Below are 13,625 nucleotides of genomic sequence, written 5' to 3' on the forward strand. Positions count from 1 at the left end.
GGCGCCGGCCTGCACGATGACCTGGTCGCCCTGTGCGACATACCTCTTCACCGTCTCCGGGGTTGCCGCGACTCCCGGGGGATGCCTATTTTCACCAATGCCATGGCGCCATTCTGCTCCCCGCGCAGGCGGCGCAGCAGTTCCAGATTGGCATCTTTCTGCTGGGGATTGGGATCGACAAGGGGGAGAGGAGGGACAGGTGGTCTGGACCGGCGATCGGCCCGAGTGGAACCGCATGGGCCGCGGTCAATGTCCGGGCGTGGACGGAGGAAACACGCACCACGAGCCATCGGCATGACGGAAGAAGAAAAGCGACAGATTTCCAGAGGCGCGGGCCACGTCCACCTGGACACAGGCCGTGCATTGCCTGGGTGGGCGCACGCGTGTAACACGAGCCAGCGTATCCGCGTCGACGCCAACCCACTTTGCGAGTAGTCCTCGCAAGGACATTCTGTCAGTGCTCATATTTCTGCCACTTTGCGATCAGCGATGCTTGCCCTATTGCAATCGCTGTGCCAACGGGCAGAATCAGATAATGGCCGAAAATTTCCTGCGTGTTCAAAGGACTTCTGGACGGATAGGGTGGAGCGGATCAAGAAGGTCGCGGCAGCGTTGTCTTCCGCACAGACGTTTATCGTTCGCGCGGAAGACAATGACAAATTCTCGTCGCCGTGCACTTCGTTTCCAAGCGAGGAGTTTCGCAAGCTGCATGTCAGCGTGACCATGCCATCCATTATGCGACCGCGCTGCTACCGCCACCTGGTGTGTTAAACAATGCCTCGCTCTGAGCTTGAGAACGCCTATTCGGGAATTCGCCAGCGCCTGAACGCGACCGCCCGCTTCGGAGGCGGGCGGTGAGTTTGCCTGCTCTGGGTTAAGTTATCGTTGTCTGCACGCAAGCTTCATCACTGACCTCCAGTTGCCTACGTGCTCAAGGCCCATCAGGGCTTCGACAACTTCCTGGATTACGGTACCACTCAGGGTACCTTGAGCATTATGTGTGAACTTGGCGATTAGCTCCTCATCGGTCATGAAGGTATCCGGATCGGGCGAAGGACTGCCTTTCGGATAGCGCTTTTCTTCGATAAACGTCCTGCCGCGAGCCATCAGTTGCACACGCGCTGGCCGGCTGGCGGCGTTACCGGTTAGCAGCTTCACATAGTCGGGATGAGGCTCGCTGGTTACCTTGGCCATCAGCTTCATTACAGATGGGCTATGAATCAGTTCTGGCTCGAGCCATGCCTTTCCAGGCCGCAGGCGATGCGCCGCCACGGCTATGCCGTGATACATGCTGAACTGCGCGTCATGCACGTCGGCGATCTCGCGGTTCACCCATACTGGTTTCTCCGCGAAGCCTTCGACGTAGACCTTGATGCCATCGATTTCGTGGGGCTGGATGTCGTGGTTCTCGACGATGCTGATGACGCAGTCGAGGAGGGCATTGAAGACTCGACAGTGTGGATAAGGTTTGTACGATGTCTCTGCCGGAAAGCGCCAGTCGACACCCAGATTGTTCACGATGTGTTGAGGCTCCCATTTGGTAGAGCCAATAAAGCGTCGATAGCCATATTCGGCATCGTCCAGTACCTGGAGATCGCCTCGGTGCCCGTATTCAGCCATGAACGCGGCAGTGACGGCTTGCAGAGCGAGTGAACCCTTCAGCGTGTACTTGATTGTCGTGGCGGGCGCATGATAGATCCACGACATCATGGAGTTCACCGGTGAGATGCACGCCGCGATACCGAGAGCATTGGCGATTGTCACCGGCGACTGCCCCCGCATCCTGGCAATGGATGCAGCTGCGCCAAAAATGGGGTTCGTGTAGCCGAATACTGCCGGGGGGGTCGACTCACCGTGCCTGGTATCGCGCAGGTTGTCCACGGCGCGGCCAAGGCGATTGCCGATCTCATGGCCTATCGCGACAGCTTCGATGATTTCCTTTCCAGTCGAGGACTTCGCCTCGCCCACGGCCATGACAGTGGAAAGCACAGCCGGCGCAACATGACCGGGCACGGTCACCGCGTCCATGTCCATGGTGTTGATCAGTTCCGCATTCGCGAAGGCTGCCGCCGGGATGGAAACCCGCACAGCGTCGCCGATGATCGAGGCATCATCGGTGCCCGCCCCCATCATCTTGGCAAAGTCGCGTCCCGCCCGGCCCTTCTGAAAGTCGATGCCGGCCAACGCGCAGCCGATTGAATCGAGCAGAATGCGCTTGCATTCCGTCACCACTCCCGGCGGCAGCCGATCGAACGTAGTGGCCGCGGTAAAGTCGGCGAGTTTCTCTACGATAGTCTTGGTCATTGATGTTCTCCTCCAATCCGGTACGCCAGAAAGGGCGTAGGCCTATGCCCCCAAGTACGCTTCGCGCATGTCTTGAGCAACTGCCATGTCGCTTGCCGGGCCATGTTTGACTACGCGGCCTACTCTCAGTACATAGGCTCGATCGGCAACCTTCAGCGCCGCGCGCATGTTCTGCTCCACCAGCAGGCTTGCCACGCCCTTGCTGCGGAGTGCAGCAATAGTGGACAAAACGAACTTGGAGATCAGGGGCGACAAGCCCAGCGAGGGCTCGTCGAACAGGACTAGACGCGGGCGAGCCATCAGTCCGCGACCTATGGCGAGCATCTGCTGCTCGCCGCCGCTCAGATTGCCGGCAGCCTGGTCGAAGCGCTCGCGCAACCTGGGGAACATATCCAGGACACTGTCCACCGTAAATTCCGGGCCGTCGCCAATGGCATCGACTACCCGAAGATTTTCCTCCACGGTCATGGCGGGGAAAACCTCCCGTCCCTCGGGAACATGAATCAGGCCCAGCCGGGCCAGTCGCCAGGGTTTAAGACCGTGAACCGGCTTCCCGTCCAATGAAATATCGCCGTGAGTAATCGGCACCACACCTGAAATGGCGTTCAGCAGCGTGGTCTTGCCCGCGCCGTTTGCGCCGAGGATGGCCACGACCTCGCCTTCGTTCACCTCGATCGAAACACCGTTCAAGGCCACCACCTTGCCATAGGCGGCACGGATAGCGTCTACACGCAGGATCGTCTTATGCATCTTCCGCTCCAAGGTAGGCTTCGACGACTTCGGGGTGCTGCAGCACATCGAGAGGTTCGCCGGATACCAGTGGCCGCCCGTCCGCCATGGCGAGGCAGCGGTGGCACAGTGCACGGATCACCGTCATATCGTGCTCCACCAGCACGACGGTACGTCCGGGCGCCACACGCCGGATCAGATCGACGAAGCCCGCGCTGTCGTGATCGTCCATGCCCGCAGCAGGCTCATCGAGAAACAGGATCTCGGGATCGGTCATGAGTGCGACCCCGACAGCAAGCCGGCGCTGCACGCCGTATGCCAGTACGCTCGCGGACCGGTTGCGGTCCTCCCACAGCCCGGTGATCTCCAGGATGTGTCGAGCGCGGTCCTGGCATGCTTCCTGATCACGGTGCCAGTGCCTGGAGTGAAACAAGCGACCGAGCACCGAATGGCCGGACATTCGGTGCCAGGCAAAGCATAGATTCTGGGAGACTGAAGCTTCCGCGAATACGGCCGTGCGCTGAAAGCTGCGCGCGACGCCGAGTCGCGCAACCTCGTGCGGCTGCATTCCGCTGATGGATCGGCCAAACAGCTGCACTTCCCCGGAAGTGGGCTGGACGATGCCGCACAGCACATCAAACAGTGTCGACTTGCCGGCGCCGTTGGGGCCGATGATGCCGAAGATTTCACCCTCCTCGATTGCGAGATCAATACCTTTGAGCGCAGCGATTCCACCATAGCGCTTCGTGACTGCCGATGCGGCGACGGCGACGGCGACGGCGAGGGAGGATGCAGGCCTGACCACCCTGGCGTGTTCGGCAATCTTGACGACGTCAGATACGTACATTGCGAACTCCCTTGAGCCTTGATACGAGCGCCTGCGCGCATTGGTGCAGTCCGTTAGGCACGAGCATCATGATCAGGATGATGGCGACGGAAAACACAAACATACGGACGTTCACGTCGAGCTCAAGGTAGAACGGCACGACGCTGAAGACGAGGGCGCCCAATATCGGACCATACAGCCACCGTACGCCGCCCAGCAACACCATCAGCAGTGCGTCGATGGTAATTCCGATGCCGAGTGACTCATGCGTGACGATCTGCGTATACGGCACCGAAAGTGCCCCCGCCACCGCTGCAAGCACCGCACTCAGGACGAAGGCCTTGAGCCGCTGCCGGAACACGTCAATACCGAGCGCGCTGGCAAGGTGCCGGTTTTGCCGGACGCTCTCCAATGCGTAGCCGAAGCGGGAATCACGGACAGCGACCAGCAAGACGACTGCGCCTGTCAACATGGCCGCGGCGAGGTAGAAGTAAAGCACTGGTTGAGACAGGTCCAGTCCAGTCAGGTACATCGGTGGCAGCGCAAAGAGGCCCATGCCACCTCCGGTGAAGTGCTCCATGTTCAACGCTACAACTACCGCAACGCTCGCGAGTCCCCATGACACGATCGAGAAATACGCTCCAGTCAGCCGCAGCGTGAGGTTGCCGATGGCCAGCGACAGTGTGGCGGCAACCACCGCACCCGCCAGCAGTCCGCCTTCATACGAAAGCCCGAACTTCTTCATGCCGATGCCCACACCATATGCGCCGAGGCCAAAGAACAGGCTTTGGCCGAGAGGCACCTCGCCCACGCCGCCGAGCATCAGATTGATGCTCAGTGCGAACAGCGCGAGGGCGCAAGTGTACCCTCCCAGGGTCAGCAGGAATGGGTCCTCGACGACCAAACCATAGGCGCCAATGAAAATCACGCCTGCCAGGACCGGAGCGAAAGGCGTCCGGTTGAGGTTGTCTTTGAAGCTCATGTCAATACCTGTGTTTGAGTGCCTTGCCGCGTAAGCCTTGTGGTGCGACGAGCAAGATCACAATTACCAGAGACCACCCCAGGGCCGGCGTCCACGACACCGAGACATAAGTCTCGAACAGCGCGTTGGCAATCCCCACGAGCAATGCGCCGAGCAATGAGCCCGTTATGCTTCCCATGCCGCCCAGGATCACGACGATGAAGCTCGTGATGAGCGATGCGTTACCCATGGTCGGGAACACACTGCTGATTGGCGCGAGCAGGCCGCCAGCCAAGCCCGCTGCGCCCACGCCGACCAGGAACGATAGCCGCCGGATTTTTGGTACGTTGATGCCGGTATAGAGAGCGCCGCGCGGGTTCTGCGCCACGGCCGTTACCTGCCGCCCGCGCACGGAGGACTTGAGCCAGAGGCCAAGGCCAGCGAGGACCAGAACCGACACTACTAGGATCAGCACGCGCTGTCCGGCAAAGACAATCCCGAAGAGCGAAAGGCTGATGGCTGCGAAGGGCGAGCCGACCGGTTGCGGATTGGGTCCGGCCACCAGCAACATCAAGGCCGTCAGCGCCTGTGACAATGCGAAAGTCACGATCAGGAAACCATGGCTGGATTCCCCGGACTGGACGCAGCGTACAACCAGAGGTTCGGTCAGCAAGGCTGCCGCCAGCACGATCGCCATGCCAGCGGGCACCGCTAGAAGGTATGGCACGCCCAGGTTCGCTGCGATCAGTACCGAATATGCGCCCAGAGCGAAGTACGCGCCATGCGCGAAATTGACGATGCCCAGGATACCGAAGACGAGGGTAAGGCCTACCGCGATCAACGCATAACCGGCACCGATCAGCAGTCCGTTGGCCAATGTTTGGAGCAGGAGTTCCATGGCGAGATCCCGCTCAGTTTTGCCAGCGGCTCACGAGTTCGAGCGACGCGCCCTTGACTCGCTGGATATAGAAGTAAGGTGCATGGGCACGCCCCTTGGCATCGAATCGGAGCGTGCCGCGCGGAGTATTCCAGGCGTTCTCACGCATGGCCTGTGCGAGCGCGGCGTAGTTGCTTGAGGTCTTCGCCTTTTCCATCGCGCCGGCGATGACCTTGACGCCCTCGTAGACCACCAGATGTACCTTGCCGGGGTCCGCGTTGTACTTCTTGCGGAAGGCCTTCACGAAGCTTTGCGTTTCGGGAGCGCTATCGCTGGCGGAGAAGATATCGCCGCTGATGACACCGTCCATGGCGCCTTCCGACGCCTTCAACACGGTGGGTGTCACAACGCCAGGAGTGACCGCTCCCGCCCGAAAGCCGCCGAGTTGGCGCGCTTGCTTCCAGAATTGCACCAGCCGCGCCGGGGCGCCGTCCGCCACGTAGACCAACTCGGGGTTGAGCGATCGCACTCTGGTGATGATCGAAGTGAAATCATTGGTCTCGGTGTCGTACAGCGACACATTGACAAGTTCGATCTTCGCTTCGGCCAGATCCCGCTTCAGGATGTTCAACAGCGGCCGCGCGAACTCGGTGTTCTCCCCAATGAAGGCGACTGTCTTCGGCTTCATGGTACTGATGACGTACTTGTTGAAGGCCGCCGAGTTCATGTTGGTCGTGTTATTGATCTGGAACAGCCACTTGTTTCCCTGTTCCGTGATGGCCTCGGCTTGCGCCGCACTATTGACATACAGGATGCGGTTGTTGGTTACCGACGCCTGGGCCAGCGCCAGTTGGCTGCCCATTCCGCCCACGATTGCATCGACCCTGTTGACCGAGATCTGTTTCTGGGTCGCCCCAACGGCCCCCTGTGGTGTGCCCTTGTCGTCCTCGTATACCACGCGCAGCATACGACCTCCGACGACGCCGCCCGCGGCGTTCATCTCTTCCACGGCCAGTTCGGCGGCCTGTCGTGCCTCTATGCCGTAGGCGGCGGCGGGGCCAGAAAATGGCATGACGAGCCCGATCTTTATCGGGTCGGCTGCCGACGCATGGGTGGCCACCAGTATGGTCATGGCAACGGCAGACTGCACCATCCCGCGATTGAAGATGTTCATGAGGTCTCCTCCAATAATTCTTGTGCGATGGTTGGGCTCAGACGGCTTGTAGCGAAAGCGGAACGAGCAGGTCAGTGTTCAGGTCGTCGGACTCATCGATCTCCCACAAGGCCTTGAGCGCCCTGTCGCAGGCGCCTGCGCCCGAACGTGGGCCGAATAGGGCGACGAACTTGGCGGAGATCTCGGCATCGCTCATCGGGTTGCGGATGTGTCCTTTCGGGTACAGCACCTCGGAGGACACTTCGCGGCCGGAAGCGCCGCGCACCGTGACACGCGCGGCGGCGCTCTCGGGCCAAAGGCGTGAGAGCGCCTGGTCTTCGGTAACGCGCACCTTGGCCATCAGGCGCAGTACGCCGGGGTGGCAGAGTTCGTCCGCATGGAAGCAGTTCGGCTCGACCCTGCCGCGCTCCAGCGCGGTCGCCACGACGAACGGCAGGCTGTGATCGGCCGATTCGGGCGTGCGGGGAGTCCATTGGCCCGCATCGCCAGCCGCCATGTCGACCGCCGTCTTGTACGTTTCGACGTGTATGTCGTCCACCTCCCCCAAGTTCAGCTTCGTGTGCAGTTCCAGCGCAGCGAGTGCCGCGGATTGCGTGTGATAGCAAACCGGCAGGGGCTTGATGCTGGTACGCGTGATCATGCGATGCGAGCGGAATTCTTCCAGTGCCGGCCACGCGAAATTGCCGGTTACCGAGCAGAGGCCCTGCTTCCCGTCGAAGATCGATGCGGGTCCCTCGACGCCGCGTTTTGCCAGCGCGGCCGCAAAAATGGCGTTGCGCACAGCGTTGGCGCCCGCACAGCCTTTCCAATGGGAAAGCTGCCCGTGACGGGTCTGGCGAAGCGCCATGTTGGGGGCGATAGCGAGTGCCACCGCATGGTGCATCTGCACTGCCGTCAGCCCGAACAGCTTCCCCACCCCAAGCACTGTTCCCAGCACCACGTGTACCACCTGGTCAAAGCCTTTCTCGCCCAGGTTGCTGGCGTCCATCAACCGGCAGTAGACGTCATAGCCGATGACCACGGCTTCCACCAGGGCGCGGCCATTGGCACCGCAGGCATCTGCCGCTGCTACCATGCCGGAGATCATGTCGCTCGGATGGCCGCCACCGCCCTTGCCGATGTAGGTATCGCTGTTCTCGCCGACGCGGAGCATTACGCCATTGACGAATGCCGCCATTTCCGGAGTGGTGCGGGAGGTGGTTCCCCAAATGCCCGCGCCGGGCGTGCCGTGGTAGTGCGAAGCGAGTTCGCGCATGGATACGCTCAGGGGATGGTCGAACGAACCCATCGCGCAGGCAATGGTATCGATGAGACGGCGCTTGCATTCGTGTACGGTCTCGGTGCCCAGGGTGTGATAGCGCGTGTCGTGCGCCAGTTCTACGAGCTGTTGTGTGAGGGAGTCCATGGATCGACGGTTTCTGCGGGTAAAGTGCGCCCACCCCCAACGCGCAGTCGGGGTGCGAAAAGGCGCTGTGATTGAGGCGGCTGGCCGCGGGTGCGAAGTTCAGTCCAACCGGCTGATCTTGGCCAGTGCGAACAGCCTGGGCCATTCCACGAGGTCGTCGCGGATCCGCCGCGCAAATGCCATCGACGAACCGCCCGGGGCCGTGCGTATGCCGGCCCGGTCAAACGCCTCGCTGGCACCCGGCTCGCGCAGCACATGGTCGATCGCCGCGTTAGCTCGCGAAACGATCGACTGCGGGGTTCCGGCCGGCATCAGGACGCCCATCCAGGCCTCCAGGTCGACGCCCCGTATGCCCTGTTCCTTCAGCGTGGGCACGTTCGGGTACAGCGGCAGGCGCTCGGCGCCAACTACGCCCAGTGCGACCAGTTTGCCGGCCTTCACATAGGGCTGTACCACGCCGGGTGGGGCGAACATGAACTGTATCCGGCCGGCCAGCAGGTCGGTCATGGCCGGCGAAGAACCCTTGTATGGCACGCCGCTCAGCGTAATGCGAGCGGTATGGGCCAGCATTGCGGAATGCAGGTGACCGAGTGCGCCCACCGAAGGGTAGGCGTAGTTGATTGCGCCCGGATTTGATTTTGCCAGCGCGATCAGGTCGCTCACGTTATGCACCTTTAACCCGGGCGAGGCGACGGCGATGGTGGTCGCATAGCCGAGGATGGAGACGGGCGTGAAATCCGTGACCGGATCGAACGTGACCTTCGTCAGCGCTGGGCTGGACGTCAGCGTCGACGACACGAGCAGCCAGGTGTAGCCGTCCGCCGGGCTCCTGGCGACTGCCATGATGCCAATGCCCGTGTTGGCGCCGGGGCGGTTGTCCACGACGACGGGCTGGCCCAGTTCCTTCGAAAGGCGGGATGCGAGCTCGCGGGCGACGAGGTCGGTCGCGCTTCCCGCTGCAACGGGGGCTACGAGCCGGATTGGCTTGCCGGGCCATGTCTCAGCCTGAGCCGGCGTGCCTGCGGCGATTGCCAAGGCTGCGAGGCATTGCACCGCCATGGTGGTCAATATGTTGAATTTCACGATGTCTCCTTCAGCATGATTTGCTGCGGCAAGCGTGACCAGGAAGGCCAGTCAAAGCTTCATGAGCACTGACTTCGTCTGCGTATAGGCTTCGATCGATTCGGCGCCGTACTCTCGTCCAAAGCCTGACTGCTTGTAGCCACCGATGGACATCACCGGATCGGCCTCGCCATAGGTGTTGATCCAGACCCGCCCACACTTCAGCGCTCGTGCGACGCGGTGCGCGCGGCTCGTATCACGCGTCCAAACCGCTGCCGCCAGACCGTAGATCGACTCGTTTGCCTGGAATACCGCTTCGGCTTCATCTTTGAAAGGGATAATCGACAGTACCGGGCCGAAGATTTCTTCCTGGGCGATGGTCATGCGATTGCCGACATGGGTGAATACGGTCGGAGTGACGAAGTAGCCGATCGACCCCACACGCTGGCCGCCAAGCTGTAATCGCGCGCCATCGCGTTGCCCCGCGTCGACGTATGACAGCACGCGGTGCATTTGTTGACCGGAGATCAGCGGCCCCAGCTGCGTGTCCGGGGAGAACGGCGAGCCTACCTTGTATCCCGCGGCCAACGCGCACACGCGTTCAGCGACCGCGTCATAGATATCCTGCTGTACGAACAGGCGCGTCCCTGACGAGCAGATCTGGCCGGAGTTGCGGCAGAAGCTCGCGACCGCGGCTGGCACCGCAGTATCGAGGTCGGCGTCGGCAAAGATGATGTTGGGCGACTTTCCGCCGAGTTCCAGCGACACCTTCTTCATGTTGCCGGCGGAGCCCTGCAGAATCTGCCTCCCCACGCCCGTGGAGCCCGTGAAGGCGATTTTGTCCACGCCCATGTGCGCCGACATGGCGGCACCAGCTGTGGGTCCGAGCCCGGGAACGACATTCAGGACGCCCGGCGGCAAGCCGCACTGCTGGATCAGTTCCGCCAGACGCAGCGTGCTGAGCGGGGCCTGCTCGGCTGGCTTGAGCACAGCCGTATTGCCGCATGCCAGTGCCGGGGCGATCTTGGTGGCGGCCATGCCCAGTGGCACGTTCCACGCATTGATTAGGGCGCAGACCCCCATCGGCTCGCGCAGCATATAGATAAAGCGGGAGGCATCGGCGGGATTGGTCGTGCCGTAGATCTTGCTTACCCATCCGGCATAGTAGCGGAAGGTCTCGGCGATATGCGGAATACGCGCTTTGCTGGCGAGGTAGGGCACGCCGTTGTCGTAGGTCTCGATCGCGGCAAGTTCATCGCCATGTCGTTCCACTGCATCGGCGATCCGTAGCAGGTAGCGCGCTCTCTCGTGGGGCGAGATCGCCGACCAGGAGGGCGCCTCGAAGGCGCTGCGAGCGGCTGTGACTGCCTTGTCGATGTCCGGCGCGTCGGCCTCTGCCACCTGTGCGAGCGACTGTTCAGTGGACGGGTCTTCGGTCCGGAAGGACTTGCCGGAGACCGCCTCGACCCAATCTCCGCCTATCAGAAGCTTTTTCGTGCCGGAAAGGATCCAGTCCAGGGCTTGCTGCTGCCCGGGGTCGAGCGCGGTATCTCCCGCCATATTCGAATGTGATGTCATTGACTTGGTCACTGTGGTTCAGAAAGCGAAGGACGGTGTATCACTCAGGTCGGCGGCAGGATGTCCATGGCGTCGGCAAGGATCATGTCGGCGCCTTTCTCGCCGATCATGGTGGTGCCCGCGGCCGTATTGCCGGAGGTGGGTGTCGGCATGACCGAAGCGTCAATGACGCGCAGGCGATTCACGCCGCGAACGCGGAGTCGCGCGTCGACGACGGCAAGTGCGTCGTTGCCCATCTTGCAGGTGCCGACCGGGTGGTACGAAGACTTGCCGTACTTGCCGACAAATTCGATCAACTGCTCGTCGGAGCGCGCCTCCGGGCCAGGCTGGAGTTCGCCGACGATGCCCGACGCGATCGGGTCGGTCGAGAGAACCCGGCGGATCAGGCGCAGGCCGGACAACGTGGCCTCCTGGTCCTCCGGTGCCGACAGGAAGTTGGCGTGGAATGCGGGACTCTGGAGCGGATCGGCAGAGCGCAGCAGGATTTCACCCCGTGAAGCCGGTCGCACGCGGTAGACATTGGCACTAATCGCGTCACAGTCATCCACCAAGATGTTGCCGTTGGGAGCCTGGCTGAATGTCATCGGCCGGAAGCCGATCTCCAGGTCGGCATAATCGACCTTGCTGCTGCTGCGCACGAATGCAGCCGCAAGCGTGGCGCTGGCGCCGAGGTAGCCGGTCTTCGCTACCACGTAACGCAGGCCTTCGCGGTATTTGCGCCAGCCGCGCAGGTCGCGGTTGTGAGACCAGCCCGGGCGTGTCTGTACCTTCACGTGCGCACCGACGTGATCCTGCAGGTTCTTGCCGACGCCGGGCAAGTGCACACGCGCCCGGATGCCGTGGGCTCCCAGATGCTCGGCATCGCCTATCCCCGAAAGCATCAGGATATGTGGAGAATTGGTTACGCCGGCGGAGAGGATCACTTCGCGCGCGGCGCGGATGGTGCGCAGTTTGCCGTTCTCGATCACTTCAACGCCAACGGCGGCAGCGCCTTCAACAAGCACCCGGGCGACGTGAGCCTCGGTCAGTACGTCGAGATTGCCGCGGTGTCGCACAGGCGCGATGAACGCGTCGTAGGTGGTCTGGCGCACCCCTTTGTGGATGGTGGCTTGCAGCAGCCCTACGCCTTCCTCGCCTGCCACGCTCAGATCGTCGACACGCTCGATGCCGCAGCGATGGGCTGCCTCGATGAATGCCTGCACGGCGCGCGAGGCCGGAGCGGCGTCGCTGATCTTCAGCGGGCCGCCCTGGCCGCGGAACTCGTTGGCCCCGCGCACATTGTCTTCCATGCGCTTGTAGTAAGGCAGAATGTCGGTCCAGCCCCAGCCCGGATTGCCAAGGCTCACCCAATGCTCATAGTCGCGCCGGTTGCCCCGGGTATACACCATGCCATTGATCGCGCTGCTGCCGCCCAGGGTCTTGCCGCGCGGCCAGGATATGCGGCGGCCGTTGAGCGCCGGAACCGGCTCGGTCATGTAGCGCCAGTCGAAGCGCTCGTCGCCGATCAGCATTGCCATGCCGGCCGGCACGTTGCTCCAGAATGTCTTGCTGGAAGGGCCCGCCTCAATCAGAAGCACGCGCATCGAAGGGTTATCCGACAGACGGCGTGCCACCACACAGCCAGCCGAGCCGGCGCCCACTACAACGTAGTCCCAAGTCTCCATGATGTCTTCTCTCCAGCGCCGTAGGGGCTGGTGTTTGCCATTGTTCAGTCGGGACTTTGCTACCGCGCGTGATTCGGGTCTAATTCTCTTTTTCACTGAGCTGATACAAATTGCGAATCAGAGCGCCGATGCCATGAAGCTCAACGTGTTGAAGTACTTCGTCGTCCTGGCCGAGGAACTGCATTTCGGCCGCGCCGCGCAACGTCTGGCGATTACGCAGCCGCCGCTGAGCACGGCGATCAAGTCCCTGGAGGACGAGTTGGGCGCGGCCCTGTTCCTGCGCAGCAAGACCCGGGTGCAGCTGACGCCGGCAGGCGCAGCGTTCCTCGTGGAAGCGCGCAAGTTGCTGGAGGGCGTGGAACGGGCCGTCAGCGTGGTCAGGGCCATCGACCAGGGCATGAGCGGGCGGTTGGACATCGGCTTCGGCGGGACGCTCCTGTTTCGCGACATCCTGACGATCATCGGGCAGTTCAATCGCGAGCTTCCGGGCATCGAGGTGATGTTGCGCGAAATGCCGTCGGCGGAACAGTTCGACCGCTTGCTGCACGGACGGCTGGACGCGGGATTCGCGCACGGCGTGACGCCGCCGCCCGAGCTCAGGTCGATGCCGTTGAAAGAGGATGACTTAGTGCTCTGCCTGTCAGTCGCGCACCCGATGGCTGCCGAGAGCGTGATCGACCTGGCCAGGCTGGAAGACGAACCGTTCGTGATGTTCGAGCGCGAGATGAACCCGGCGAACCATGACACGGTGATCGGCTTGTTCAGCCAGGCATCCATCCATCCGAGGATCGTGCACTATACGCGCAACTGGATGACCACCATGTCGATGGTATCGGAAGGCTGCGGCATGGCGATCGTGCCGTGCACGCTCGGGCGCATGCGCATGGCCGGCGTGCGACTTGTACCGCTCGCTGGTCCCGCCGTGCCCGCACGTGGCATGCTGGTCTGGAATCCGGCCCTCGTGACGCCGGGACTCGAGAGGTTCCTGGAAAGCGCGGCGCGCACGCTGGCGGATCTGTCGGCAAAGTGAACCTCGCCGCCCTCG

Annotated in this window: 11 protein-coding genes; 1 reads left to right on the forward strand and 10 read right to left on the reverse strand. The window is 62.2% G+C overall.

Going from position 1 to position 13,625, the window contains the following annotated elements; translation table 11 throughout:
• Window positions 1-879: 879 nt before the first annotated feature.
• The 10 genes from DN412_RS31025 to DN412_RS31070 form a co-directional block, all read right to left on the reverse strand.
• Window positions 880-2,304: an MmgE/PrpD family protein gene (locus DN412_RS31025; RefSeq protein WP_115215071.1), complete on the reverse strand. Its 1,425-nt coding sequence runs from the start codon at window positions 2,302-2,304 to the stop codon at window positions 880-882.
• Between the two features lie 42 nt (window positions 2,305-2,346).
• Window positions 2,347-3,054 (reverse strand): ABC transporter ATP-binding protein, encoded by a 708-nt coding sequence (locus DN412_RS31030; RefSeq protein WP_208647689.1) that lies wholly within the window; start codon window positions 3,052-3,054, stop codon window positions 2,347-2,349.
• Window positions 3,047-3,880, reverse strand: coding sequence for an ABC transporter ATP-binding protein (locus tag DN412_RS31035; RefSeq protein WP_115215072.1), 834 nt, complete (start codon window positions 3,878-3,880; stop codon window positions 3,047-3,049). Before DN412_RS31035 ends, DN412_RS31030 begins: the two co-directional genes overlap by 8 nt.
• Window positions 3,867-4,841, reverse strand: a complete 975-nt coding sequence (locus tag DN412_RS31040; RefSeq protein ID WP_115215073.1) for a branched-chain amino acid ABC transporter permease — start codon at window positions 4,839-4,841, stop codon at window positions 3,867-3,869. The genes DN412_RS31035 and DN412_RS31040 overlap by 14 nt, the downstream gene beginning before the upstream one ends.
• A 1-nt stretch (window position 4,842) precedes the next feature.
• Complete coding sequence (locus DN412_RS31045) at window positions 4,843-5,718, reverse strand: branched-chain amino acid ABC transporter permease (RefSeq protein WP_115215074.1); 876 nt, start codon at window positions 5,716-5,718, stop codon at window positions 4,843-4,845.
• A 13-nt stretch (window positions 5,719-5,731) separates the two neighbouring features.
• The gene (locus tag DN412_RS31050) at window positions 5,732-6,871 is read right to left on the reverse strand and encodes an ABC transporter substrate-binding protein (RefSeq protein WP_115215075.1); all 1,140 of its coding nucleotides are present in this window, start codon (window positions 6,869-6,871) and stop codon (window positions 5,732-5,734) included.
• A gap of 37 nt (window positions 6,872-6,908) precedes the next feature.
• Complete coding sequence (locus DN412_RS31055; protein WP_115215076.1) at window positions 6,909-8,276, reverse strand: MmgE/PrpD family protein; 1,368 nt, start codon at window positions 8,274-8,276, stop codon at window positions 6,909-6,911.
• 99 nt (window positions 8,277-8,375) lie between these two features.
• A complete protein-coding gene (locus DN412_RS31060; RefSeq protein ID WP_244222844.1) occupies window positions 8,376-9,335 on the reverse strand; it encodes a Bug family tripartite tricarboxylate transporter substrate binding protein in 960 nt (319 codons plus the stop codon).
• A 75-nt stretch (window positions 9,336-9,410) separates the two neighbouring features.
• Window positions 9,411-10,898: an aldehyde dehydrogenase family protein gene (locus DN412_RS31065; protein ID WP_115215078.1), complete on the reverse strand. Its 1,488-nt coding sequence runs from the start codon at window positions 10,896-10,898 to the stop codon at window positions 9,411-9,413.
• A 62-nt stretch (window positions 10,899-10,960) separates the two neighbouring features.
• The gene (locus DN412_RS31070; protein WP_115215079.1) at window positions 10,961-12,580 is read right to left on the reverse strand and encodes a GMC family oxidoreductase; all 1,620 of its coding nucleotides are present in this window, start codon (window positions 12,578-12,580) and stop codon (window positions 10,961-10,963) included.
• A gap of 133 nt (window positions 12,581-12,713) precedes the next feature.
• Here DN412_RS31070 and DN412_RS31075 point away from each other — a divergent pair, with 133 nt between their 5' ends.
• Window positions 12,714-13,610, forward strand: coding sequence for a LysR family transcriptional regulator (locus DN412_RS31075; RefSeq protein WP_115215080.1), 897 nt, complete (start codon window positions 12,714-12,716; stop codon window positions 13,608-13,610).
• Window positions 13,611-13,625: the final 15 nt, after the last annotated feature.

Source organism: Cupriavidus lacunae, assembly GCF_003353055.1.
In the GTDB taxonomy this organism is placed as follows: Bacteria; Pseudomonadota; Gammaproteobacteria; order Burkholderiales; family Burkholderiaceae; genus Cupriavidus; species Cupriavidus lacunae.

Bases quoted from the DNA above. Each gene is read 5' to 3' on its own strand.
- DN412_RS31025 (WP_115215071.1), bottom strand. From the start codon at position 2,304: ATGACCAAGACTATCGTAGAGAAACTCGCCGACTTTACCGCGGCCACT.
- DN412_RS31030 (WP_208647689.1), bottom strand. From the start codon at position 3,054: ATGCATAAGACGATCCTGCGTGTAGACGCTATCCGTGCCGCCTATGGC.
- DN412_RS31035 (WP_115215072.1), bottom strand. From the start codon at position 3,880: ATGTACGTATCTGACGTCGTCAAGATTGCCGAACACGCCAGGGTGGTC.
- DN412_RS31040 (WP_115215073.1), bottom strand. From the start codon at position 4,841: ATGAGCTTCAAAGACAACCTCAACCGGACGCCTTTCGCTCCGGTCCTG.
- DN412_RS31045 (WP_115215074.1), bottom strand. From the start codon at position 5,718: ATGGAACTCCTGCTCCAAACATTGGCCAACGGACTGCTGATCGGTGCC.
- DN412_RS31050 (WP_115215075.1), bottom strand. From the start codon at position 6,871: ATGAACATCTTCAATCGCGGGATGGTGCAGTCTGCCGTTGCCATGACC.
- DN412_RS31055 (WP_115215076.1), bottom strand. From the start codon at position 8,276: ATGGACTCCCTCACACAACAGCTCGTAGAACTGGCGCACGACACGCGC.
- DN412_RS31060 (WP_244222844.1), bottom strand. From the start codon at position 9,335: ATGGCGGTGCAATGCCTCGCAGCCTTGGCAATCGCCGCAGGCACGCCG.
- DN412_RS31065 (WP_115215078.1), bottom strand. From the start codon at position 10,898: ATGGCGGGAGATACCGCGCTCGACCCCGGGCAGCAGCAAGCCCTGGAC.
- DN412_RS31070 (WP_115215079.1), bottom strand. From the start codon at position 12,580: ATGGAGACTTGGGACTACGTTGTAGTGGGCGCCGGCTCGGCTGGCTGT.
- DN412_RS31075 (WP_115215080.1), top strand. From the start codon at position 12,714: ATGAAGCTCAACGTGTTGAAGTACTTCGTCGTCCTGGCCGAGGAACTG.